18 protein-coding genes are annotated in these 22,061 nt (G+C 51.5%); 8 read left to right on the top strand and 10 right to left on the bottom strand.

Going from position 1 to position 22,061, the window contains the following annotated elements; all coding sequences use genetic code 11:
- Positions 1 to 6 precede the first annotated feature (6 nt).
- Positions 7 to 1,599: a maltose/glucose-specific PTS transporter subunit IIBC gene (malX, locus tag FDW96_RS08820; RefSeq protein WP_137365554.1), complete on the bottom strand. Its 1,593-nt coding sequence runs from the start codon at positions 1,597 to 1,599 to the stop codon at positions 7 to 9.
- A gap of 169 nt (positions 1,600 to 1,768) precedes the next feature.
- On the opposite strand from malX, the gene FDW96_RS08815 reads away from it, so the two are divergent.
- Positions 1,769 to 2,797, top strand: a complete 1,029-nt coding sequence (locus tag FDW96_RS08815; RefSeq protein WP_038640443.1) for a Mal regulon transcriptional regulator MalI — start codon at positions 1,769 to 1,771, stop codon at positions 2,795 to 2,797.
- 45 nt (positions 2,798 to 2,842) lie between these two features.
- On the opposite strand, the gene FDW96_RS08810 is transcribed toward FDW96_RS08815, so the two are convergent.
- Both FDW96_RS08810 and manA read right to left on the bottom strand, forming a co-directional pair.
- Positions 2,843 to 4,351: a YdgA family protein gene (locus FDW96_RS08810; RefSeq protein WP_137365553.1), complete on the bottom strand. Its 1,509-nt coding sequence runs from the start codon at positions 4,349 to 4,351 to the stop codon at positions 2,843 to 2,845.
- Between the two features lie 106 nt (positions 4,352 to 4,457).
- Positions 4,458 to 5,633, bottom strand: a complete 1,176-nt coding sequence (gene manA / locus FDW96_RS08805; protein ID WP_137365552.1) for a mannose-6-phosphate isomerase — start codon at positions 5,631 to 5,633, stop codon at positions 4,458 to 4,460.
- Between the two features lie 262 nt (positions 5,634 to 5,895).
- Here manA and fumB point away from each other — a divergent pair, with 262 nt between their 5' ends.
- Entirely contained in the window at positions 5,896 to 7,542 is a 1,647-nt protein-coding gene (gene fumB, locus FDW96_RS08800; protein ID WP_042308586.1) for a class I fumarate hydratase, read from the top strand.
- 140 nt (positions 7,543 to 7,682) lie between these two features.
- Positions 7,683 to 9,086 carry a class II fumarate hydratase gene (gene fumC / locus FDW96_RS08795; RefSeq protein WP_042308585.1) on the top strand — a complete coding sequence of 468 codons (1,404 nt, stop codon included), beginning with the start codon at positions 7,683 to 7,685 and terminating at the stop codon, positions 9,084 to 9,086.
- Here the strand turns inward: fumC and tus are convergent.
- Both tus and rstB read right to left on the bottom strand, forming a co-directional pair.
- A complete protein-coding gene (gene tus, locus FDW96_RS08790) occupies positions 9,083 to 10,012 on the bottom strand; it encodes a DNA replication terminus site-binding protein (protein ID WP_137365551.1) in 930 nt (309 codons plus the stop codon). The genes fumC and tus overlap by 4 nt on opposite strands.
- 74 nt (positions 10,013 to 10,086) lie before the next feature.
- On the bottom strand, positions 10,087 to 11,388 hold the full coding sequence (rstB, locus tag FDW96_RS08785; protein WP_061381389.1) for a two-component system sensor histidine kinase RstB: 1,302 nt from the start codon (positions 11,386 to 11,388) through the stop codon (positions 10,087 to 10,089).
- Between the two features lie 65 nt (positions 11,389 to 11,453).
- On the opposite strand from rstB, the gene FDW96_RS08780 reads away from it, so the two are divergent.
- Entirely contained in the window at positions 11,454 to 11,798 is a 345-nt protein-coding gene (locus FDW96_RS08780; RefSeq protein WP_137365550.1) for a DUF1294 domain-containing protein, read from the top strand.
- A 25-nt stretch (positions 11,799 to 11,823) separates the two neighbouring features.
- Here FDW96_RS08780 and FDW96_RS08775 read toward each other — a convergent pair whose 3' ends face one another.
- Positions 11,824 to 12,615: an MBL fold metallo-hydrolase gene (locus FDW96_RS08775; RefSeq protein WP_137365549.1), complete on the bottom strand. Its 792-nt coding sequence runs from the start codon at positions 12,613 to 12,615 to the stop codon at positions 11,824 to 11,826.
- A gap of 342 nt (positions 12,616 to 12,957) precedes the next feature.
- On the opposite strand from FDW96_RS08775, the gene FDW96_RS08765 reads away from it, so the two are divergent.
- Positions 12,958 to 13,986 carry a HoxN/HupN/NixA family nickel/cobalt transporter gene (locus tag FDW96_RS08765; protein WP_061381386.1) on the top strand — a complete coding sequence of 343 codons (1,029 nt, stop codon included), beginning with the start codon at positions 12,958 to 12,960 and terminating at the stop codon, positions 13,984 to 13,986.
- Between the two features lie 83 nt (positions 13,987 to 14,069).
- Here FDW96_RS08765 and rstA read toward each other — a convergent pair whose 3' ends face one another.
- The gene (gene rstA, locus FDW96_RS08760) at positions 14,070 to 14,804 is read right to left on the bottom strand and encodes a two-component system response regulator RstA (protein ID WP_162267373.1); all 735 of its coding nucleotides are present in this window, start codon (positions 14,802 to 14,804) and stop codon (positions 14,070 to 14,072) included.
- Positions 14,805 to 14,930: 126 nt separating this feature from the next.
- Between rstA and FDW96_RS08755 the strand changes: the two genes are divergently transcribed.
- Entirely contained in the window at positions 14,931 to 15,266 is a 336-nt protein-coding gene (locus tag FDW96_RS08755; RefSeq protein WP_032939759.1) for a GlpM family protein, read from the top strand.
- Here FDW96_RS08755 and folM read toward each other — a convergent pair.
- The 3 genes from folM to ydgH all read right to left on the bottom strand — a co-directional run bounded on the left by folM (position 15,263) and on the right by ydgH (position 18,592).
- Positions 15,263 to 15,985, bottom strand: coding sequence for a dihydromonapterin reductase (folM, locus tag FDW96_RS08750; RefSeq protein ID WP_061381385.1), 723 nt, complete (start codon positions 15,983 to 15,985; stop codon positions 15,263 to 15,265). The two genes, FDW96_RS08755 and folM, sit on opposite strands and share 4 nt — an antisense overlap.
- Before the next feature lie 36 nt (positions 15,986 to 16,021).
- Positions 16,022 to 17,404 (bottom strand): amino acid permease, encoded by a 1,383-nt coding sequence (locus FDW96_RS08745; RefSeq protein ID WP_042308571.1) that lies wholly within the window; start codon positions 17,402 to 17,404, stop codon positions 16,022 to 16,024.
- 243 nt (positions 17,405 to 17,647) lie between these two features.
- Positions 17,648 to 18,592: a DUF1471 family protein YdgH gene (gene ydgH, locus FDW96_RS08740; protein WP_042308569.1), complete on the bottom strand. Its 945-nt coding sequence runs from the start codon at positions 18,590 to 18,592 to the stop codon at positions 17,648 to 17,650.
- 525 nt (positions 18,593 to 19,117) lie between these two features.
- Here ydgH and pntA point away from each other — a divergent pair.
- Complete coding sequence (gene pntA, locus FDW96_RS08735; RefSeq protein ID WP_137365548.1) at positions 19,118 to 20,647, top strand: Re/Si-specific NAD(P)(+) transhydrogenase subunit alpha; 1,530 nt, start codon at positions 19,118 to 19,120, stop codon at positions 20,645 to 20,647.
- Positions 20,648 to 20,657: 10 nt separating this feature from the next.
- Entirely contained in the window at positions 20,658 to 22,046 is a 1,389-nt protein-coding gene (gene pntB, locus FDW96_RS08730; protein ID WP_038640472.1) for a Re/Si-specific NAD(P)(+) transhydrogenase subunit beta, read from the top strand.
- The last annotated feature ends 15 nt before the right edge of the window (positions 22,047 to 22,061 follow it).

Raw genomic sequence — 22,061 nt, 5'->3', positions numbered from 1 at the left:
TTGTCCTTAAGCCTGTACGGTGTTCATCAGAACCGCGATTTCGTCTTTCACTGACTGGACCTGCGGACCAATAACAACCTGAAGGTTATGCTGATTGAGTTGTACTACGCCAATGGCACGATTGTCCTTCAGAGCTTGTACGTTAACAAGCGACATATCTTTCACTGACAAGCGCAGACGAGTAATGCAGTTATCCAGGCTAACAATGTTTTCCGCGCCGCCCAACGCCGCCAGAATAGCTGGCACGTTATAACCCGATTTACCTGGCGCTCCAGCCATCACTTTTTCGATAGTGCTGGCCATTTCGACTTCGCGACCCGGTGTCTTCAGATTGAAGCGCGTGATGGCGAAGCGGAAGATAACGTAATACACCGCAAACCAGATAGCTGCGACGACAGGGACCAGATACCACTTGGTAGACAATCCATGCAGGATGCCGAATACCACGAAGTCGATCAGGTTACCGTCAGTGTTACCGATGGTAACGCCAAGCATCGCCATCACGGTGAAGCCGAGACCGGTAAGCAAAGCATGGATCACGTACAGAACCGGGGCCACGAACAGAAACAAGAACTCGAGAGGTTCGGTCGTACCACCAATTACACAGGCAATCAGACCGGAAATTAATAACCCTTTAATTTTATGACGATTCTCTGGACGTGCGCAGTGGTACATCGCTAACGCTGCACCCGGTAACCCGCCGAGGAACGCCGGCATTTTACCCTGGGACAGGAAGCGGGTTGCGCTTTCAGAGAAACCTTGCGTTGTCGGACAGCTCAATTGAGCCTGGAAAATAGTCAATGCTCCGCTCACGCTATGACCACAGACTTCCTGCGTGCCGCCCGCTTCGGTAAAGCGGATCAATGCCACCAGAATATGATGCAGACCAAAAGGCAACAACAGACGTTCGCCGGTACCAAACAGCATAGGACCAAATTCACCTGCACTGTTGATGATGTGACCGAGTCCGGTAATGCCCATGGCGAAAACCGGCCAAATCAGGGGAATAACCAGACCGACCAGGCCCATCACCACCGAGGAGATGATGGGAACGAAGCGAGTGCCGCCGAAGAAGGCCAGGGCATCCGGCAGACGAATGTTATGGAAGCGTTCATGCAGCATCCAGACGATGATCCCGGCGATGACGGCGCCGAGGATCCCGGTGTCGATCGACTGGATCCCCAGAATATTTTGCACGTTGTTGGCTTTCAGGATCGCCGCATCAGTGGTGGGTAAGATGCCTTTGGCGGTTAACCAGAAGTTGACGGCAAGGTTCATTACCGCGTAACCAACAAAACCGGCAAACGCCGCCACGCCTTTATTCTCGCGCGCCAGGCCAAGAGGAATGGCAATACAAAACATCACCGGTAGGAAGCTAAACGCAAATGAGCCAACTTTGCTCATCCAGGTAAAGATGGCCTGTAGCACCGGATTTCCTAACACGGGGATTAACGTTAAGACATCGTGGCTGCTTAACGAACTGCCGATCCCTAACATGATCCCGCAAAATGAGAGCAGAGCCACGGGCAACATAAAAGTTTTGCCCAACTGCTGGAAAAATTCCCATAACGTTATTTTTGGTGTGGTTCTCGTCGTCATTAAACGACTCCTTGTAAAATCAGGCTGGCTAATGATGGCGAGAAGATAAAACGTTTTACCTAATTTTAGTGCGGTATAAATCACATTATCGAACGATAATAGAGGGTATAAATATAAGTGATTGATAAAACGTTTTATCGGTCACGTTATCAGGGAGTTTTCTGTTTTTATGGCTATAGCCAAAAAAATAACGATCCATGATGTTGCGCTGGCTGCGGGTGTTTCGGTCAGTACCGTCTCATTGGTACTCAGTGGCAAAGGACGTATTTCATCAGCAACCGGTGAGCGGGTAAATGCTGCCATTGAGCAACTGGGGTTTGTGCGTAATCGGCAAGCATCAGCCCTACGCGGTGGGCAGAGCGGAGTCGTGGGTTTGATTGTGCGCGATCTTTCTACGCCGTTTTACGCCGAGCTGACGGCGGGGCTGACGGAAGCATTAGAAGCCCAGGGGCGCATGGTCTTCTTACTGCATGGCGGCAAAGACGGCGAACAGCTGACGCAGCGCTTCACACTGTTACTTAATCAAGGGGTTGATGGCGTGGTGATCGCCGGGGCCGCAGGCAGCAGTGACGCGCTACAACAACTGGCCGCTGAGAAAGGGATCCCGGTGGTGTTTGCGTCACGCGCCAGCTATATGGATGACGTTGACACCGTCAGACCTGATAACATGCAGGCCGCGCAACTCCTGGTTGAACAACTGATACGCCATGGGCACCAGCGCATTGCCTGGCTGGGCGGGCAAAGCTCTTCATTAACCCGGGCAGAGCGCGTCGGCGGCTATTGCGCGACATTGTTAAAGTATGGTTTGCCGTTTCATAGCGACTGGGTGCTGGAGTGTTCATCCAGCCAAAAGCAGGCCGCGGAAGAGGTGACGGCGTTGTTACGCCGGAATCCCACAATCAGTGCGGTGGTGTGCTACAACGAAACCATTGCCGTAGGCGCCTGGTTTGGCCTGATGAGAGCAGGGCGACAGAGCGGTGAAACAGGCGTGGATCGCTACTTTGAACAGCAAATATCATTGGCCGGATTTGCTGATGTGGCGGAAAGCGCGCTGGACGACATTCCCATCATTTGGGCTTGCACGCCTGCCCGTGAAATGGGATACACCCTTGCGGAACGCATGCTACAACGCATTGGCCACGATGAAAGCCATTCGCGCAATCTGACGCTTGCCGCCCGACTGGTCGTCGCGAAATAAAAAAAGCCCGATAAGCAAGGTTATCGGGCCTGTCGTAACGGATATTTACTGTTGCGGGGCAGCAGGAGCGTCCGGCTCAGCAAAGGCAGGCATACCGAACATGCCAACAAACTCATCCAGCGACATTCTCTGTCCGTTAAGTGTTACCTGACCGTTCGCATATTGCAGGCTGGAACCGATAACGTTGTCCTGCAACGTCGTAATACGGAACATCTGACCCATCGCCGCGAGGCCATTAACCTGCTGCTTCGCCAGACCCGCCGCTTCTTCCTGCTGATATCCTTCCAGTTTGGCAATCTGTGTCATGAATTCAGTCGCCATATCGACTGGGATCGTCAGCTTAGCATCCAGTGATTTGACGGAGCGATCTACTTCCTGGGCCAGTGTTTGCGGCTCTACGGTGTTTGCGGTCGGATCTTTTAGTAGTAGAGACAAATTAAAGGCGGTTTCACCTTTCGCATTTTTCCAGCTCAGCGGCGCAATAGTGATAACCGGTTCGCCTTTCATCAGAATCGGCAGGGCATTAAAGAAGGCTTCGGTGACTTTCTGCTGATATAGCTCAGGGTTTTGCACCACATCGATTTGTGACATCAACGCCTTGGTTTGGGCGCTATACTGCTGACTGAACTGGTGCAGGGCTTCACCATCAATCTGGCCCACTTTCAGCGTCAGTTTGCCGCTACCCATATCCTGGCCCTGCAGTTTAAGGCTGTTCAGGGTGTAATCCAGTTGGCTGTTGACGGTTTTACCCTCGTTGATCAGATCGGATTTACCATCGATACCCATGCCTTCCAGAACCGCCAACTCTTTACCCTCGACTGCAATCGACAGTTTTTCGAGTGACAACTTCTGGTCGCCAATACGCTCACCAAAGCTGGCAATACTGCTGGAACCCTCAGTTTTCAGGTTATTGAAGGTAATTTGTACTTTCTGGTTGTACTCATTGACCGCATTAACCAGACCACTTTGCGCATCGCCAGTTAGCGAAACTGCATTACCGTCTTTGTCAGCCGTAAACTGGAATTCCCCGCCGCTGAAGGCCACTTTTTCATCGCCATTCTCGTAGTTCAGCGGTTTGAGGGAGAGATCGGAACGGGTATCGCCGCTGTAACCGATACGGGAGTTAATGACGAATGGCGTTTCGCCTTTGGCAATATCGAACAGTGGTTTGGTGACGTCGTTATTCACCAACGTTGTTTTCACCGAGGCCATAGCGGGAACCAGATTCAGCGATTTCAGCTGTGCGAGCGGGAAAGGACCGTGATCAACCGTTTCATTAAGGACGATGCTTTGCCCTGGCTTCAGCCAGGAATCTTGCTGCCCGGTGATGGGTTTAACCACCAGTTGCAGTTGGCTATTGAACACGCCGCGCTGATAGTTTTGATAACTCAGTTCAATGCCCGCCTCAGGGGAGTAGCGTTTCAACTGATTGTTTGCCTGTGTCACCATCTCGGCGAGATGCGTTTCGAGTTTTTTACCTGTGTACCAGGCACCGCCCGTCCAGACGATACCCAGTGCAACCACTACACCCGCAGCTACCAGCGATTTTTTCATTTTGATATCCATAAAATAAAACCAGGCGTTTGAAGACGCCTGGAGGAGTGACTTGTCTTTAACTCACTACAGCTTAGCAAGAGTTGTTAAAAATATCAGTATCTTGCTACAGCTTGTTATAAACCCGAGCTAAACGGCCCTTGCCGTTGACGTTTACCGGCGATTCATTCGCACTAATAAAGGCCGACTCACCCGGCTGCAGGACCAGACGCTGCTCACCTTTGCTCAACACGGCTTCACCCTCAATGCAGAACAGAATTGCGGCGCTTTGCTGGCCGATCTCTGCACCAGTGGCCGTTAACTCATGTAGGGAGAAGGCGAAATCGTCGACCGGAATAGGGAAGTCCAGTTCACCATCTGTTTTAACCGGTGTGGTCAGCAATTGGTTTGCAGGCTTAGCGACAAACTTAACGTTGGCGACCAGTTCCGGGATATCAATGTATTTTGGCGTTAGCCCGGCGCGCAGCACGTTGTCCGAGTTCGCCATCACCTCCAGCGCCACACCTTGCAGGTAGGCGTGCGGGGTCTCGGCAAACAAGAACATGGCCTCGCCGGGATTGAGTTTAACCACGTTGAGCAGCAGTGGGGAAAAGAGTCCGCTGTCGTTAGGGTAGAAGTCGGCGATCAGGCGGATGGTTTGCCAGGGTTCCCCCTGCTGACTGTTCAGCGCCGATTTCAGGATCGCCAGCGCGTGCGATTTCTCCTCATCCTGCATATTCAGCAAGCTGGCAAATAGATAGCTCAGACGCTCTGCGCTCGGTTCCTGCAGGAAATGCGCAATAGCCGGATGCGCAGCGGAAACGGGTTGTAATAACGCAACAATATCGGAGAACTCACGAAATGCGTTCATCGCCAGGAAAGGCGTTAAAGCAAAAACCAGTTCTGGTTTGTGGTTAGGATCTTTGTAGTTGCGCTCGGCGGCATCCATCGGGATCCCGGCGGCGTTTTCTTTGGCAAACCCGATTTCAGAATTGTGCTTGTTAGGATGAACCTGAATCGAAAGGGGTTGCGCAGCACAGAGCACTTTAAACAGGAAGGGCAGTTCACCAAAGCGTTCGGCAACGGCATCGCCTAATAGCGCGGATTTATCGCTTTCAATAACGTCGCGTAAAGCAACCGTCTGACCATCAGCGCTCTGAACCTGCGAACTGCTTTTTGGGTGCGCTCCCATCCAAAGTTCAGCCATCGGTTGCTGAGTTGGGTTGGCAATCCCATAAAGTTCCGTTAACGCAGTTTTACTTCCCCAGGCGTAGTTCTGCACTGAGTTGATGAGTTTTTGCATTCTCAAGCCCTGTTTGAATGTGGAATTTTCTCTGGCTATTAAACCAAGAAACCCTGAGGGAAGTAACCTGCGCATGTAAAAAGTCGTACTTGTCTCAGTTTTTGTTAAAAAATTGTGTAGGATATGGTGACTCGCTTTTAATACCCTGAGTATTTCCGGTTGCAGAAAGCCTTGCCTTCTCCAACCCGACTTACGGCAGGGAAGCAGGGCAATGGAACATCTGCCCAGAGAATAACCAGACCTAGCAGTAAGTGAGAGCACAATGTCAAACAAACCCTTTCATTATCAGCATCCTTTCCCGCTTAAAAAGGATGATACCGAATACTATCTGCTGACCAGCGACTATGTCTCCGTTGCCGAATTCGAAGGGCAGGAGGTTATTAAAGTCGCGCCGCAAGCGCTAACCCTGCTGGCTCGTCAGGCTTTTCATGATGCGTCGTTTATGCTGCGTCCAGCGCATCAGCAACAGGTTGCCGATATCCTGCGTGACCCTGAGGCCAGTGAAAACGACAAATATGTGGCCCTGCAATTCCTGCGCAACTCCGACATCGCGGCGAAAGGTATTTTGCCGACCTGTCAGGATACCGGCACAGCGATAATCGTGGGTAAAAAAGGTCAGCGTGTCTGGACCGGCGGCGGTGATGAAGCGGCACTGGCGCGAGGGGTCTATAACACCTACATCGAAGACAACCTGCGCTATTCGCAAAACGCCGCGCTGGATATGTATAAAGAAGTGAACACCGGCACCAACCTGCCAGCGCAGATCGATTTGTATACCGTTGATGGCGATGAATACAAATTCTTATGTATTGCCAAAGGCGGTGGTTCGGCAAACAAAACCTATCTGTACCAGGAAACCAAAGCGCTGCTCACGCCGGGCAAATTAAAAAATTACCTGGTCGAGAAGATGCGTACGCTGGGAACAGCGGCTTGCCCGCCGTATCACATCGCGTTTGTGATTGGTGGAACGTCTGCGGAAGCCACGCTGAAAACTGTCAAGTTGGCTTCGGCGAAATACTACGACGAGCTGCCGACCGAAGGTAACGAGCATGGTCAGGCGTTCCGCGATGCGGAGCTGGAAAAAGAGCTGTTGATAGAAGCGCAGAATTTGGGGCTGGGTGCCCAGTTCGGCGGGAAGTACTTCGCTCATGATATCCGCGTGATCCGTCTGCCGCGTCACGGCGCGTCGTGTCCGGTTGGTATGGGGGTTTCTTGCTCAGCCGATCGAAATATCAAAGCTAAGATCAACCGTGAAGGCATCTGGATCGAAAAACTTGAGCATAATCCGGGTAAATACATACCAGAAGAGCTGCGTCAGGTAGGCGAAGGCGAAGCGGTGCGCGTTGACCTCAATCGGCCAATGAAAGAGATCCTGGCTCAGTTGTCGCAATATCCGGTGTCCACGCGTCTGTCGCTCAACGGAACCATTATTGTTGGTCGTGATATTGCGCATGCGAAACTGAAAGAACGTCTGGATAACGGCGAAAGTTTGCCGCAGTATGTTAAAGATCACCCGATCTATTACGCCGGCCCGGCAAAAACGCCCGAAGGTTATGCCTCAGGCTCGCTAGGCCCAACCACTGCCGGGCGTATGGACTCGTATGTTGACCAGCTTCAGGCCGCGGGTGGGAGTATGATCATGCTGGCGAAAGGCAACCGTAGCCAGCAGGTGACCGACGCCTGTCATAAGCACGGCGGCTTCTATTTAGGCAGTATTGGCGGCCCCGCAGCGGTGCTTGCCCAGGGCAGTATCAAGAGTCTGGAATGCGTGGAATATCCTGAACTGGGGATGGAAGCCATCTGGAAAATTGAAGTGGAAGATTTCCCGGCGTTTATCCTGGTGGATGACAAAGGTAATGATTTCTTCAAGCAAATTCAGACGTCGCAGTGCGCACGCTGCGTTAAGTAACGTCAGCCGCCCTTCGGGGCGGTTTTTTTTCCGCACGAACCACCAAACGACAGTTTAATCCTCGTTAATACTGATAAGACCAATGCAAGTGGGCAATGTCGAAACATAACCTAATCAATTCTTAATGTAAGGAGCAGGTAATGGTAACGGTACGCCGCGAGAATGATTCAATGGGCGCAATTGATGTTCCTGCCGATAAGCTTTGGGGGGCGCAAACCCAACGTTCGCTGGAGCATTTTCGTATCTCTACGGAGAAAATGCCGGTCTTGCTGATCCATGCGCTGGCGCTGACGAAACGGGCGGCTGCCAAGGTTAATTTAGATCTCGGGCTGCTGGCGGAAGATAAAGCCACCGCGATTATGCAGGCCGCAGATGAGGTATTGGCGGACAAACATCGGGATGAGTTTCCGTTGGCCATTTGGCAGACGGGGTCCGGCACGCAAAGCAATATGAATATGAATGAGGTGCTGGCAAACCGTGCCAGCGAATTGCTGGGCGGCGTACGGGGAATGGAGCGAAAAGTTCACCCCAACGATGATGTTAATAAAAGCCAAAGCTCGAATGATGTCTTTCCGACAGCGATGCATGTTGCCGCGCTGCTGGCGCTGCGCAAGTCACTGATCCCGCAATTAACGGTGTTGACCAAAACGCTCAGTGATAAATCCCACGCGTTTGCCGATATCGTCAAAATTGGCCGGACGCATCTGCAAGATGCAACCCCGCTTACGCTTGGCCAGGAAATTTCCGGCTGGGTGGCAATGCTCGAACATAACCTCAGACACATTGAAAACAGTTTACCCCATGTGGCGGAACTGGCGTTGGGGGGAACGGCGGTGGGAACCGGACTGAACACCCATCCTGAATATGCGCGTCGGGTCGCGGATGAGTTGAAGGTCATTACCTGCGCGCCGTTTGTTACTGCACCGAATAAATTTGAAGCACTGGCGACCTGCGATGCGTTGGTTCACGCCCACGGAGCGCTCAAGGGGCTGGCTGCGTCACTGATGAAAATCGCCAACGATGTGCGTTGGCTGGCATCCGGTCCGCGTTGTGGTATTGGTGAAATTTCAATTCCTGAAAACGAACCGGGTAGCTCCATTATGCCGGGTAAAGTCAATCCGACTCAGTGTGAGGCGCTGACCATGCTTTGTTGCCAGGTGATGGGCAATGATGTTGCCATTAATATGGGCGGGGCGTCAGGTAACTTTGAGCTTAACGTTTATCGACCGATGGTCATCCACAACTTCCTGCAATCAGTGCGTTTGCTGGCGGACGGGATGGAAAGCTTTAACGAGCATTGCGCGACGGGTATTGCACCCAATCGTGAGCGAATCGACCAGTTACTCAACGAGTCGCTGATGCTGGTTACCGCACTCAATACCCATATCGGTTACGACAAAGCCGCTGAGATAGCCAAAAAAGCGCATAAGGAAGGGCTGACGTTAAAAGCATCTGCCCTTGCGCTGGGATATTTAACCGAAGCGGAGTTCGACAGTTGGGTACGACCAGAACTGATGGTTGGCAGCATGCGACCAGGCAGTTAATCAGCAACGTACAGGTGCAGTCGGGGAATAATCAATCTCAACGGCTGCGCCTGAGGTTTAAAACGATGCTGAACATTGTCGGCATCGTAATTCAGTAACTCGCCGATATCGGGTACTGTCATGCCGTTGTCGTTGTTGATTAGCGCAATCAATGGCGTCGGGCAGGCGTATTGCACCTGTTTTTGTTCTCCTTTGTACCACACGCGAGCGATGGGCTGCACTTTTACCGGTCTTTTAATCTTCAGTTTTGCCTGCTGTGGCAGAGCTGCAATGTCCTGATATTCCCGCTCCAGCTTTGCCTGCCACTCTTCACGCGTCCAGGGATGTACGCTGCGCGGCGACGTCAGACTCTTTTCCAGTTGCTGTAGGACTTCATCGCGCATCAGGTTTTTAATGATGTGCTTGTTAGCCCAGCCAAAGCGCAGAGTGGCGGGTTCTTTCACCAGCGTGAGCGTACGATAGGCATTCAACGTAATCAGTCCTGGCAGGTGGCGATGCACCCATTCGAAACGTGCCGCCGGCACCAGTCCAGATTCCACAGTGACAATGCGCTCAAACGTCGTTTTCAACTGGTTAATACGCTGTATTTGTTCTTCCAGAGCACACTGTGCCGCGTTATCCACCTGATAGCACAACACGCCAGGAAGACGGACGGCCGCTTTGCTGCTGCGGTTCTCAGATTGCTGCTGAATAAACAGATGGCGATAGTGACGCAGTGCCAGTGATTCAGCTTCTTTGCCTAAATGTTGTTTTACATCGATGCTCTGCAAAGGGGCATGTTCTGCCTCCTTGGCGACTTCTGGTAACGAGAACACGCGCGCAATCAGCAGCGTCTGCTGCAACAAATTTTCGCTCAGAAGCGCCAGTTCCTGTTCCATCTGGCGGAAGGTGCTGTTCAGACGGTCAACGAGATCGTAACGGGCCATGTGTTTTACCATTTTAGTTACAACATACTTTTTTATAGCACAACATCTGCCGCCTGACCACCGAGCGGTATGGGTCAGGCAGTGGGAAATTCAGGAATGTTATGCCAGACGGGCCAACTGAAAGAAAAACGGGCCCCGCCCAGTTCACTTTCATCGCAAACGACCGTACCGCCCATAGCCAATGCGATCGAGTGGACGATGGCTAACCCAAGCCCGCAACCACCGGTCGCCCGGTCACGACTAGGATCGAGGCGTACAAATGGCTCAAAAACTTGTTCGCGCGCCGCAGGTGCGATACCAGGGCCGTCGTCTTCCACGATCAGCGTTGCCTGATTACCGTCCAGCCGCAGACTGGCTTGTACTGTCGACTGGCAATAGCGCAGGGCGTTATTCAGTAGATTATCCAGCACGCGCTCCATCAGGCGCATGTCCAGCGCACCGTAGTCGCCAATCTGAAGATGGCGAAGGCGCACAGCATGGTCAGGATTGACGCTTTGCACATCCTCAAGATGGGTTGTCAGCCAAAGGGGCAGGTCGGGTACGCTGAGCTTCAATTCATTTTGGGGGCGATCCAGCCGGGCGTAGGTCAGTAATTCTTCGATCAACGCTTCTAACTGGCCGATGTCACGATTCAGTGCCTGAGATTCTTGCTCGGTGAGATTCTCACTCATCTCCAGTCGGTAACGTAAGCGTACCAGTGGAGTCCGAAGCTCATGGGCAATACCATCGATAAGCTGTTTTTTACTGGCGATCAGCGCATTGATATTGTCCGCCATCTGGTTAAACGCCACACCAAGACGCTCAAAACTGGAACCGTTATCAAAATGGAGGCGTTCACCCAGATGCCCTTCACCAAAACGTTGTGCTGCGGCTTCCAGTCGGAGCATTTCCTGCCAGTGGGGGCGCATCCAGATAAGTACCGGGAAGGCCAGTGAAATGGCAATGAACGCCATCAGCGCGACGTCCAGCAAGCGCATTTGATGCAGAAAATAGAGATAGGGAACCGGGCCAACGGCCAGCACGTAATGGCTGCGCGGGATTCGTTGAATAAAAGTGTACTGATCGTCAAGTGCGACAATATCGCCTTCGCGCAGGCGCTGCATGGTTGGGGCGTCCAGCGTGTATTTATTCAGCGGTTCAACGCGCAGATCAAAAGAGAGGTTCAAATCCATCTCCTTTAGCGTCTTACCCCAGTCACGTGGTGGGATCTCGCGCAGCTCACTGCGCATCAGGTACAACGAGCTTTTCATTAAATCGTCGAGCGACTGCCTGCCCGCGCGTTCTGCGGTGAATTTATATACCAGGCCGACCAACAGGGTCATCACCAGAAAGCAGACAAACAGCAGGAGATAAAACTGTACAAACAGCTTCTTCATATAAAATCACCGAATACGCAATATAATGCGTACTGATACTCTCAAAATTGTTGTGATATAAAAATATGAATTTCAATCGTTGTTGTTATTTGCTACTCATTTTCGCAGCAACAGGCTGTATTTTCACCGCACATCCCTGGGTTATGTGGCTCATACTTGCCAATATACTAACGATGGCGCTATACGGCGTGGACAAAATGGCCGCGCGTCAGGCCTGGCGCAGGGTGCCTGAGTCTACATTGCTGATGTTTGGTGTTGTTGGCGGGTGGGTTGGTGCGATAGCGGGTCAACAAATTTTCCGCCATAAAACACAAAAGCAACCATTCAAAACCTATTTTATTATCAGTGTGATAGTCAGTCTCTCGCTGATGGGGGCGGTTTATCAGTTCTATCCATTTTCATCTTCCTGAATGAGGGGGAGAGTAAACGGCCCGATTATCTAAGGCAGGAGATATACTTTTCGCCTGAACGGCGTACGATTTCATCGGCATTGTCCGTAATATCTTTTCCCTCAAATGCACCGTAGAGTTGTTTAAATTTCACCATACTCAGGCGCTGGGTGATGTCGCTGACCGTAGCGGCTGGCAGCGGCAGCATATTGGGGTAACTCCACATAAAGGAGACGGCGTGCGCCCCTGGTGTGACCTGAACGATGTCGCCGGAAAGCACCAGGCCTTCATTTCGTGCCCAGTGCAGAACACAGCCGCCGGAAAAATGTCCCCCAAGTCGTATAACACTGACGTTTCGGGCCAGTTCAAGGGTGTCGCCTTGCCAAAATTTAATCCACGGGCTGTCGCGCATTACCCACTCGCTATCACTGGCATGGAGGTAAATTGGGGCATTAAATTCTGCAGCCCAGTCCTGCATAGTGGTGTAGTAGTGAGGGTGTGATATCGCAATAGCCTTAAGCCCGCCCAGAGACGTTATTAGCATTTTCGTGGCGTCATCGAGTGTGGCAATACAGTCCCACAAAATATTGCCCTCGGGAGTGAGCAGGATAAACGCGCGCTGATTAATCGCAAAATCAGGAACGGTGTGGATGCTGAGAAGATCGCTGTTGTGTTGTTGCCACTTATTTGTGTGTGAAGCGCAAAGGGCGGCAAAATCGATCCATTTCTGCCCTGTCGCGGGGACATACTGGCGTTCATCATTACAAATAGCGCAATGATGTGGATGAGAATTCGTTTTCTCATAGGATGTCCCGCAGGCTTTGCATAAAACGATCATCGCGTCTTCCTCATTTAACAACCACAATCAGCATGGCACACAGAGACATAAGAATGTGCCCGTTAGTGCTCTGGTCTATAATCTTCCCCTGATTGCATCAATGCTGATTCTTGATTTCGAAATTAAAGTCGGTTTCTGCAAGAGGGGGACTGCGCGGCTATACCCCCGCGCATCGCGGAGTTAGCGATGGAGGAACTCGCATCAGGTGGTAATCAACTTTGATCTAAGACACTGGGTTGGTAATTCTTAAGAGTTATCATTAGCCTGATAAACGTTTTGTTAATTAATCAGTGAACGGCGGTGTGGTGTGTTGTTTAGCGCAAATTTGACTGGCTGGAAACAATGAACGCATTGTTTTCAATATTAAAAAAACGCCCAAATATTATTTCGTTGATGGTTTTACTCATCGGGGCAAACATTGTGGCGTGGCTGTGGGCTTTCACCGCGTTTAGCAACAACACGTCGTTACTGGCGCTGAGTCTAATCGCGTGGTGCTATGGTTTGCGCCATGCCGTGGATGCCGACCATATCGCCGCGATAGACAGTGCGACGCGTAAACTCATGCAACAGAAAAAACGCGCCCTGACGACGGGAGCCTGGTTTTCACTTGGTCACTCTACCATTGTGGTGCTGGCAAGCATTGGCATTGCGTTGACCACCAGCGTATTTAAGCAGCATATGGCATGGTTTCAGAATGTCGGCGGTCTTATCGGTACCATGGTCTCTGCCGCATTTCTGCTGATTCTGGCTGCCATTAATCTCATTATTTTCTGCCATGTCTGGAAGGCTTTTCGCCATCTTAAACGCACCGGTACTTACGCTGGCAACACGGAAGAGATTGCTGTTACAGGTCCATTGAACTGGATTTTTCGCTCAGCTTTCCGCCTGGTAGGTAAAGACTGGCATATGTATTTTGTCGGTTTTTTGTTTGGCCTGGGTTTTGATACTGCCACTGAAATTTCTCTTCTGGGTATTTCCGCTTCAAGCGCGTCCAGTGGCATGTCGGTCTGGTCAATATTAGTTTTCCCGGCGCTGTTTACCTGCGGTATGGCGCTGATTGATTGCCTCGACAGCATCCTGATGGTTGAGGCCTACGGATGGGCGTTTAATAAGCCGCAGCGCAAGCTTTATTACAATATGACAATCACCGGAACCTCGGTGATTGTTGCGCTATTCATCGGTGGACTGGAGGCGCTGGGACTGCTGTCTGATGCCTTTTCACTCCAGGGGGGATTGTGGGACACAGTCAGTAATTTGAGCGACCACATGGGGAATGTCGGCTTCGTGATTATTGGCGTCTTCATCGGCTGCTGGATTATTTCCGCAGTGAATTATCGTTGGAAAAAATACGACGGACTGACGTTCAGTTGAGATACAAGCGAAAGCCGATTAATAGTTTTCTGTGACATTGTCACGTTTGTGGGGCCGTATAAGCGGGATACGGCCCGATGGGTTTACTTGTCAGATTCATCGTCCCAGGCGTGCGGTGCGAACAGGTAACCTTTGTTACGTACCGTTTTGATTCGATAGGGCTCTATGGCGTTATCGAGCAGTTTTTTACGTAACCGGGAAATCGCCACATCGACGCTGCGATCCATACCGTCATAGCTTACACCGCGCAGGTTCTTCAGCAACGCATCGCGGTCCATAATCTGCCCGGCATGGGTTGCCAGCTCCCACAATAATTCAAAATCGGCGGTGGAAAGAGAGACTTGCTTACCGCCGAGTAGCACGGAGCGGTTGGTTGGGTCGATAGTGAGTGTACCAAAGCGTAGCGTGGTATGCGGTGTGATGGTCGTTGCCTGAATACCTTTAGACTGGGCTGAATGTTCGCTCTGACGCAAATGCAGGCGTAGCCGTGCAAGCAGCACGGCCGGAGGCGTTGTTTTAAGGATGTAGTCGCAGGCACCCATTTCCAGCGCCAGGATATGGTTCATGTCGCTGTCCAGAGAGGTCAGCAGGACAATCGGACCCTGCCAGCGTCCACGTAAATCGCGGCAGATTGTCATCCCGTCTTTGCCCGGCAGCATGATATCTAGTAACACCAGATCGGGTCGAACTTGCAGGATTTTCTCCTCAGCCAAATCACCACGAGGTTCAAGGATAACCTCAATGTCATGCCGGGCCAGATAGGCGGCAATCAGCGAGCCAACTTCGGGATCATCTTCAACAAATACGATGGTGTTCATATCATTCATTTTGAATATAAAACGCCAACATACACCGCCCTCGTTTTTCCTTCCATTAATCTTTTCTAAACAAGAACGCTTCCGTTATGCTAGGGGCTGATGTTATTGATGTGTTAAGGCAGGGTGATGGGACTCGTTATCAAAGCGGCGCTGGGTGCGCTGGTGGTCGTATTGATTGGTTTGCTCGCTAAAACAAAGAATTACTATATTGCTGGATTAATCCCGCTGTTCCCGACATTCGCGTTGATTGCCCATTATATCGTGGCCAGTGAACGTGGGATCGAGGCGTTGCGTACCACCATTGTATTCAGCATGTGGTCAATTATTCCCTATTTTGTCTACCTCGTTTCGCTGTGGTATTTCACTGGATTTATGCGCTTACCCGTCGCGCTCGGCGGGTCAGTGGTGTGCTGGAGCCTGAGCGCGTGGTTGCTGATTTTTTGTTGGATAAAACTGCATTAACGCAGATGACGCCCGCCATCAAGGGCAAAACTACGGCCTGTGACAAAGCAACTGGTCAATAGATAGTCAATTAAATCAATGACTTCTTTTTCACCGGGCGCCGTTTTCATCAATGATTTATTCAGAGCCTGCTGGCGATATTCAGCATCGTCACTCTCGTTGAATAGGATCAGCGAGGGGGCAATCGCATTCACTTTGACTTCTGGTGCCAGTTTGCGGGCGAATGAGCGAGTCATATTGTCCAGCGCCGCTTTACTGGCAGCATAAGCAATGTGCTTGTCGCTGCCACGCTCTACAACATAATCCGTAAAATGGATAATATCGCTGGCTGCATGTCCGTGACCGCGTAACAACTCTTCCAGGGCGTGGTTGAGTAAGTAGGGCGTATTGACATGAATTTGCATCATGGCCGACAGCACTTCGGTGAGCGGCGTGCCCGGCTTTTCTGCCACCCAGGCACTGGCATTATGCACAATGGCGCGCAAACCGTTCGTCTGCCTTTTAACCTCATCAGCAAAGGCTAACACGCCTTTATCGGTAGAAAAGTCAGCCTGGATACACAACGCGCCAGCTTCGCACAAGCCATCAATGGCCGGGTAATGAGTCCGGTAACTGACAATAACTGGCTGTTTTTGATTGAGAAAATGCCATGCGACGGCGAGGCCGATGCGACGGCCTCCTCCAGTGATAAGAATCGGCAAAGGGGGCTTTTTACCCATCGTAATCTCCAGGTTTCGCAAACGATGGGGATAGCGTTACCCCACCAACATCCAGGTCGCCGGAACTGCAGCAATAAGCAGCAGGCCGATCAGCGCCATCTCCTGACGTTTTAATACATTTTCATGCGCGTGTGTTTTACGGGCATAAAGGAAAACCAGTAGTCCTGGCGCGTACAGCACCACAGACAGTAGCAAGTGCATCGGACCTGACGCATACAATAACCATATGCCATAAATGCTCGCACCGACACCAACTGCTTTATGCAACGGACGGGTCGCTATTTTCAGCAAAAATGCGCCGACCAGCAAATAGGGCACCAGAATCATCTCTGAGGCAATGGTCAGTAACGTATTGTAGTCGGAACCTGTGAGCCAGATCAGCACCAGACAGATTTGGACGCAGATGTTGGTCAGCCACAGCGACGCGGATGGCGCACCCTGCGCATTCTGACGCGCGAAGATCCGTGGAAACGCTTTGTGGGTAGAGGCGAGGAACGGCACTTCCGCCGCCATAATCGTCCAGCTTAAATAGGCACCGCAAACGGAGACAATCAGGCCCGCGGCGATAATAATTTCGCCCCATGGTCCCATCATTTTAACCATCAGACCGGCCATTGATGGGTTGCGGATTTCTGCCAGTTCTGGACGCGCGACAACACCCAGCGACAGCAGGGTGACCAACAGATAAACGCCCAGCGCAGCAAGCACCGCCAGCAGCGTGGCGCGTCCGACATCGCGTTTGTTTCGTGCGCGGGCGGAAACCACCACTGCGCCTTCCACACCGATGAATACCCACAGGGTAATGAGCATAGTGTTTTTGACCTGCTCCCAGACGGGGACGCCTAACGCGACGCCGGTAAAATCCAGACTGAAGGTATCGAGTTTAAATAGCATGAACGCCAGCACGATAAACAGGCCAAGCGGCAGCAATTTGGCCAGGGTCGCAACCAGATTAATGCTGGCTGCGGTTTGCACCCCACGCAGCACCAGAAAATGGACGATCCACAGCAGCGTTGATGCGCCAACAATAGCCTGCCAGGTATTACCATCGCCAAAAAGGCGTAATTCCGGCGTGTCGGTAAAGAAGCTGAGCGCAGAGAAGACGATAACCAGATACGAAACGTTAGCGATAACGGCGCACAGCCAGTATCCCCATGCAGAGCAGAAGCCAATCAGTTCCCCGAAACCTTCGCGCGCGTAGGTAAAAATTCCACCGTCCAGATCAGGTCGGATACGCGTCAGGATCAGCATGGCAAAGGCGAGCAGCAGAATACCCGCACCGGTAATCGCCCAACCAATCAGTAATGCAGCCGGGCTGGCAACCGCCGCCATATTTTGTGGCAGGCTGAAAACACCAGCGCCGAGCATTGAGCTTAGAACCAGCGCGGTCAGTGCGCTCAGACCCAATTTCTTTTCCATTTGTATCCAGTTACTAAAACGAGAGTGAGAGAATAATTATTTTGGCAAACCGCATAAAAATGGTGAAAGCCACTAAGGCGCGGGATTTTACGGAGAGAAGAGAACGCATGCAATGGGGATAGAGAGATTTGTGACTAATAGTGTGAAAAGTTGTCTTAATATTCGTGTTTTTGTTCGGACTGAGGATTTAACGAGGAAAAATTATCAGGTCTACAAGAGCTGTAGACCTGATAGAGCAGGATATTACTTATACAGGTCAGCACTAATGGTCATGTTGTTACCACGTTCTGACCACTGGCGAGTAATGTGATAATACTTCGCGCCTTTCTTCGCTGCGCGCTTGGCAACCTGATAAGAGACTTCGGTCATATTACCGTAGTTACCGGTGAACTTGATGCTGTCGAACGGAACCATCATTGCAGCAGTCGCTTTGTTCAGCTCTTCAACTTTCGTTCCATCCGGAAGCGTGACGGTGTAACGTCCACCTTTGGTGGATTGCGTTTCGAAGAAGCGACCAACTTCAGCACTCGGAGATGCGGTAGTCGCAACGCCCGGGATCTCAACTTTCTTCGCAGCTTCACCGCCTGCAGCTAACGCGGCGCGACCGGCATCAGAATCAGCCGGAATTGCATCAGGGCTTTGTACTACGCGTTTTTTCGCATCCGCTTTATAGATGAATGCGGTAATACGCTGGTTACCACCCTGGTTGGCATCGACCTGGCGAACGATATAGAAGGAGTAAGCCCCTTTCTCTTTTGCCGCTTTGGTGATTGCATCATTCACTTCAGGTTGGCTGCGGTAGAAGCCCTGCACCGTAACGGTATCGTAAGGTTCTATCAGAACGGCCTGATCTTTAGGTAACTCCATCACACCGTTAATGATACGGTTTTTGGATGCTTCCGCTTTTTCAGCGTCGGCTTTATAGATGTCGGCTACAACGCGCCAGTTACCGCCACTGCCAAAATCTGAGGTATCAACAACATAAAAAGAGGCTGCACCGTCTTTATCTGCACGACGTGATACGGCATTCACCGCGTCGCCGATCGCATTAAAACGACCGGTAACCACAATGCGGTCATAGGGTTTCAGGGCAGCAGCTTGCTCCGGCGTCAATTCTGTCGCTGCATTTACAGAAAAAGCAGTCGCAGAAATAAGTGCGGACGCCAGGAGAGTGTTCTTAAGCTTCATAAAAATAATCCTTCGCCTTGCGCAAACCAGGTACTGGTATTGTTATTGACTAGAAACGTCGCTGATTATTGCATTTAAATTGTGTCAGTGTCTGCGTCATTTTTCACTCATCGTGCCACAGGGTGTAACAGTGTCGATAACATTTTGTGATATGTCCAAAAATTCGGCGTTTGGAGGCTAAAACTGATAAAACAGTTGAATTTCATAAGTTAATTTAATGTTAATCAATTGTTCTCTGGTGGCGCTTAATCATGTTTTGCCGCTTCGCTTGAGCGAATTATCAGCCATTGCGGGCTATTTAAAGGGCATTATCCCTGTCTGCGGGCGAATTCATCCCTGTTTTGCGAATTTCATAATAAATACTGTTTTTTGGCGCTAGATCACAGGCTCCATTTTCAGTAGGTTATACAGAGTTTGTTACTGTTTTATTTTATTGAGGTAACACTGACCTCTTTCGAGAGTGCGCGCATGCCTCGTGCGAACATTGATAAACCATCATCATAAATACAGATGGAAGGGAACATTATGCGAATTGGCATACCAAAAGAACGGTTAACCAATGAAACCCGTGTCGCAGCTACGCCGAAAACGGTTGAGCAGCTGCTGAAGCTGGGTTTTAGCGTCGCGGTTGAAAGCGGCGCAGGTCAACTGGCGAGTTTTGACGATAACGCGTTTGTGCAGGCAGGCGCAGAAATTGTGGACGGGAATGCTGTCTGGCAGTCAGAGATTATTCTGAAGGTCAATGCGCCGGAAGAGGCGGAAATTCCGTTGCTGAATCCGGGCACGACGTTGGTGAGTTTTCTTTGGCCCGCGCAAAACCCGGAGCTGCTGCAAAAGCTTACAGAGCGCAATGTTACGGTGATGGCGATGGACTCCGTGCCGCGTATTTCGCGTGCGCAGTCGCTTGATGCCTTAAGCTCGATGGCGAATATTGCCGGCTATCGCGCCATTGTTGAAGCCGCACATGAATTTGGCCGTTTCTTTACCGGACAGATCACCGCCGCGGGCAAGGTTCCACCTGCCAAGGTCATGGTGATTGGTGCTGGTGTGGCGGGGCTGGCAGCGATCGGGGCGGCAAACAGCCTGGGCGCTATCGTCCGCGCGTTTGATACCCGTCCGGAAGTGAAAGAACAAGTTCAGAGTATGGGCGCTGAATTTCTCGAACTGGACTTTAAAGAAGAGGCGGGCAGCGGCGACGGCTACGCTAAGGTGATGTCCGAAGCATTCATCAAAGCCGAGATGGCGCTTTTCGCCGCTCAGGCGAAAGATGTCGACATTATCGTTACAACGGCATTGATTCCGGGCAAACCAGCGCCGAAACTGATCACCCGCGAAATGGTTGATTCGATGAAAGCGGGGAGTGTAATTGTCGATCTCGCCGCGCAAAATGGCGGTAACTGCGAATATACCGTGCCAAACCAGGTGACTACCACTGCGAACGGTGTGAAGGTTATCGGTTATACCGATTTGCCTGGTCGTCTGCCGACGCAGTCTTCCCAGTTGTACGGTACCAACCTCGTCAACCTGCTCAAACTGTTGTGCAAAGAGAAAGACGGCAACATTACCGTTGATTTTGACGACGTGGTGGTGCGTGGCGTGACGGTGGTTCGCGAGGGTGAAATCACCTGGCCTGCGCCACCGATTCAGGTTTCAGCTCAGCCGCAGGCTGCGCCAAAAGTGGCTCCTGCGCCGAAAGAAGAGAAAAAACCTGTTTCACCATGGCGTAAATATGCGCTGATGGCGCTGGTAGTCATTTTGTTTGGCTGGCTTGCCGACGTCGCCCCGAAAGAGTTCCTCGGTCACTTTACGGTGTTCGCGCTTTCCTGCGTGGTGGGTTACTACGTGGTCTGGAATGTGTCGCACGCGTTGCATACTCCGCTGATGTCCGTGACCAACGCCATCTCCGGGATCATTGTTGTCGGTGCGTTGTTACAAATTGGCCAGGGTGGCTGGGTGAGTTTCCTGAGCTTTATCGCGGTGCTTATTGCCAGCATTAATATTTTCGGTGGCTTCACCGTGACTCAGCGCATGCTGAAAATGTTCCGGAAAAACTAAGGGGTAACATATGTCTGGAGGATTAGTTACAGCTGCATACATTGTTGCCGCGATCCTGTTTATTTTCAGCCTGGCGGGACTTTCCAAACACGAAACCTCGCAGCAGGGTAACAACTACGGTATCGCCGGGATGGCGATTGCGCTGATTGCGACGATTTTTGGCCCGGATACCGGCAATGTTGCCTGGATCCTGGTGGCGATGATCATCGGCGGCGCGATTGGTATCCGCCTGGCGAAAAAAGTCGAGATGACCGAGATGCCGGAGTTGGTGGCGATTCTACACAGCTTCGTTGGTCTGGCGGCGGTACTGGTGGGCTTTAACAGCTACCTGTATCACGATACGGGCCTGGAACCGATTCTGGTGAACATTCACCTGACGGAAGTGTTCCTCGGTATCTTCATCGGTGCGGTGACCTTTACCGGTTCCGTGGTGGCCTTTGGCAAACTGCGCGGCAAGATCTCCTCTAAACCGCTAATGCTGCCAAATCGTCACAAGATGAATCTCGCGGCGCTGGTCGTTTCCTTCTTGCTGTTGGTGGTGTTTGTTCGTACTGAAAGCGTTGGCCTGCAGGTTCTGGCGCTGCTGGTGATGACCATCATCGCGCTGGCCTTTGGCTGGCATCTGGTGGCGTCCATCGGTGGGGCAGACATGCCGGTAGTCGTTTCAATGCTCAACTCCTATTCAGGTTGGGCGGCGGCAGCGGCAGGCTTTATGCTCAGCAACGATCTGCTGATCGTTACCGGTGCGCTGGTAGGTTCGAGCGGTGCGATCCTGTCTTACATTATGTGTAAGGCAATGAACCGTTCGTTCATCAGCGTTATTGCGGGCGGCTTCGGTTCTGATGGCTCATCTACGGGTTCTGATGAAGAAGTGGGTGAACACCGGGAGATTAATGCAGAAGACACAGCAGAAATGCTGAAGAACTCGCACTCCGTGATCATCACTCCGGGCTACGGTATGGCGGTGGCTCAGGCGCAATATCCGGTGGCGGAAATCACTGAGAAGTTGCGTGCCCGTGGCATCAAAGTGCGTTTCGGGATCCACCCGGTAGCAGGGCGTTTGCCGGGTCATATGAACGTGCTGCTGGCGGAAGCCAAAGTGCCATATGACATCGTGCTGGAAATGGATGAAATCAATGATGATTTCGCCGACACCGACACCGTACTGGTTATTGGCGCCAACGATACGGTAAACCCGGCGGCGCAGGATGACCCACGCAGCCCGATCGCCGGTATGCCAGTGCTGGAAGTGTGGAAAGCGCAGAACGTTATCGTGTTTAAACGTTCAATGAACACCGGCTATGCTGGCGTACAAAACCCGCTGTTCTTTAAAGAAAACACCCATATGCTGTTTGGCGATGCCAAGGCCAGCGTGGATGCGATTCTGAAGGCGCTGTAATCGCTAGTTAAAAGT

Origin of the sequence: Citrobacter sp. TBCS-15, from assembly GCF_005280815.1 — a bacterium.
In the GTDB taxonomy this organism is placed as follows: domain Bacteria; phylum Pseudomonadota; class Gammaproteobacteria; order Enterobacterales; family Enterobacteriaceae; genus Citrobacter; species Citrobacter werkmanii.
This window is presented reverse-complemented; position numbering and strand designations above follow the sequence as displayed.